The sequence below is a fragment of the Oerskovia sp. NPDC060287 genome, assembly GCF_042726775.1.
GTDB classification, from domain to species: domain Bacteria; phylum Actinomycetota; class Actinomycetes; order Actinomycetales; family Cellulomonadaceae; genus Oerskovia; species Oerskovia merdavium.
Genome location: NZ_JBHXBO010000146.1, coordinates 8,402 through 10,346 on the forward strand (window position 1 = coordinate 8,402; position 1,945 = coordinate 10,346).

Genomic DNA, 1,945 nt, shown 5'->3' on the forward strand with positions numbered 1-1,945 from the left:
CACGACCTCGATGTCGTGCTTGAGCTTCTTCTCGAGCGCGGGCGGGTCCGTGAGCTGGACGACCTCGCCGTCGACGCGGGCGCGCGCGAAACCCTTGGACTGCAGCTCCTTGAAGAGCTCGCTGTACTCGCCCTTGCGTCCGCGCACGACGGGCGCGAGCACCTGGTAGCGGGTGCCCTCCGGCAGCTCGAGGAGGCGGTCGACGATCTGCTGCGGCGTCTGCGCCTGGACCTTCTCGCCGCAGACCGGGCAGTGCTGGGTCCCTGCGCGGGCGAACAGCAGGCGGAGGTAGTCGTAGACCTCGGTGATGGTCCCCACGGTCGAGCGAGGGTTGCGGTTGGTCGACTTCTGGTCGATCGAGACTGCCGGCGACAGCCCCTCGATGAAGTCGACGTCCGGCTTGTCCATCTGCCCGAGGAACTGACGGGCGTAGGCGGACAGCGACTCGACGTACCGACGCTGACCCTCGGCGAAGATCGTGTCGAAGGCCAGGGAGGACTTCCCGGACCCCGACAGGCCCGTGAAGACGATGAGCTGGTCCCGCGGCAGGTCGAGGTCGACGTTGCGGAGGTTGTGCTCACGGGCACCGGCGATGACAAGGCGATTGCTCACCGAAGCATCGTATGCCTCGCCCCTGACATTCGCACACCTGTTCGAGCGGTGGACTGCCCGACAGGCCGACGTGGCGTCCCCCTGACCTGCGGCCCGACCCGGTGCCCCGTCATGACAGACTCGGGAGAGAGGCGCGTCACACGGCACGTCGGGCACGAGGAACCTCGAGGAGAGCACGTGGGATACACCGGTGACGTCACGGTCGGAGGGCCCCGCGACCTGCGGGTCCTCGACGAGGTCGAGATCCGCAAGCTCGCCGTCGGGCCGTCGGACAACAACGCCTACCTCCTGACGTGCCGGAGGAGCGGAGCCCAGCTCCTCGTCGACGCTGCGGCCGAACCGGACCACCTGCTCGAGCTCGTCCGCGAGGGATCGCCGTCCGCCCGCCTCGACCTGGTGGTCACGACGCACCGGCACCTCGACCACACGCGCGCGCTCGCCTCGCTCGGCACGACCACCGGTGCACCGCTCGCGGCGGGAGCCCCCGACGCGGACGCCATCACCGAGACGACGGGCGGCGCGATCTCACGCCCCCTGCACGACGGCGACACGCTCGTCGTCGGGCACCTCACGATCGAGGTCATCGGCTTGCGCGGGCACACTCCGGGGTCGGTCACGCTCGCCTACCGCGAGCCCGAGCACGCGAGCGCGCCGGAGGCCGTCCCCGGCCGCGTGCACCTGTTCACGGGCGACTCGCTCTTCCCGGGCGGGGTCGGCAGCACGTCGAACGACCCGGACCGCTTCGCGCTCCTCTACGCCGACGTCACCGAGAAGCTCTTCGACCGGTTCGACGACGCGACCTGGGTCTACCCCGGGCACGGCGCAGACACGACGCTCGGCGCCGAGCGCCCGCACCTCGACGAGTGGCGCGAGCGCGGCTGGTAGCGCCGGTCCCGGGACGGCGGCAGGCCGGGTCGGCAGAGGTGCTTGAATGAGCGGCATGCCGATCTTCGCAGTGACCTACACGTACGCCGACAAGCCCGCGGTCCTCGACGCCTTCCGCCCCGAGCACCGCGCCTTCCTGAGCGGCCTGCTCGAGGAAGGCACGTTGCTCGCGTCCGGGCCCCTCGCACAGGACGTCGCCAACCCGGCCGGCGCGCTCCTGCTGCTCGACGCCACCGACGAGGCCGCCGTAGCCACGACGCTCGACGCCGACCCGTTCGCCCGGGAGGACGTCATCACGCGTCGCACGGTCCGCCCCTGGGTCCCCGTGTTCGGACCCTGGGCCGACCGCGTCTGACCCGGGACGGCCTGGCGCCGATCTGCCGGCGCGGCACAGCACAGCACAGCACGACCCGACCTGCACAGCACGACGGCCCGCCTCCCCGAGGGG

General features: G+C 71.3%; 2 protein-coding genes and 1 pseudogene. 2 read left to right on the top strand and 1 reads right to left on the bottom strand.

Features of this window, described 5'->3' with window-relative positions; translation table 11 throughout:
- Nucleotides 1-612 (bottom strand): annotated as a pseudogene (locus ACFWFR_RS13230) (excinuclease ABC subunit A); the annotation flags it as partial.
- Between the two features lie 177 nt (nucleotides 613-789).
- On the opposite strand from ACFWFR_RS13230, the gene ACFWFR_RS13235 reads away from it, so the two are divergent.
- Complete coding sequence (locus tag ACFWFR_RS13235; RefSeq protein WP_318244674.1) at nucleotides 790-1,497, top strand: MBL fold metallo-hydrolase; 708 nt, start codon at nucleotides 790-792, stop codon at nucleotides 1,495-1,497.
- Nucleotides 1,498-1,552: 55 nt separating this feature from the next.
- A complete protein-coding gene (locus ACFWFR_RS13240) occupies nucleotides 1,553-1,852 on the top strand; it encodes a YciI family protein (RefSeq protein WP_377623256.1) in 300 nt (99 codons plus the stop codon).
- The last annotated feature ends 93 nt before the right edge of the window (nucleotides 1,853-1,945 follow it).

Bases quoted from the DNA above. Each gene is read 5' to 3' on its own strand.
- ACFWFR_RS13240 (WP_377623256.1), top strand. From the start codon at position 1,553: ATGCCGATCTTCGCAGTGACCTACACGTACGCCGACAAGCCCGCGGTC.